The organism is Limosilactobacillus reuteri subsp. simiae, assembly GCF_020784875.1.
Lineage (GTDB): Bacteria > Bacillota > Bacilli > Lactobacillales > Lactobacillaceae > Limosilactobacillus > Limosilactobacillus reuteri_H.
Genome location: NZ_JAJGUI010000008.1, coordinates 1 through 261, shown reverse-complemented (window position 1 = coordinate 261; position 261 = coordinate 1). Strand labels below are relative to the sequence as shown.

The window sequence follows — 261 nt, the reverse complement described above, 5'->3', positions numbered from 1 at the left end:
GAGACCTAAGAGATTATATTCGTTTATTGTGTAAATATAAGGGAGTAGAAATAATTGAAGGTCATATGATGCCAGATCATGTGCACTTGTTAGTAAGTATTCCGCCGAAGCTAAGTGTGTCGCAGTTTATGGGATCCTTAAAGGGGAAAAGTGCATTAATGATGTTTGATCGACATGCAAACTTAAAATACAAATATGGGAACCGACATTTTTGGGCTGAAGGCTACTATGTAAGTACAGTTGGATTGAATGAATCCACGA

Annotated in this window: 1 protein-coding gene; it reads left to right on the top strand. The window is 37.2% G+C overall.

The window, feature by feature from the left end; translation table 11 throughout:
• A partial coding sequence (gene tnpA, locus LMC10_RS01040) for an IS200/IS605 family transposase (RefSeq protein WP_229268698.1) occupies positions 1 to 261 on the top strand: 261 nt, incomplete at both ends.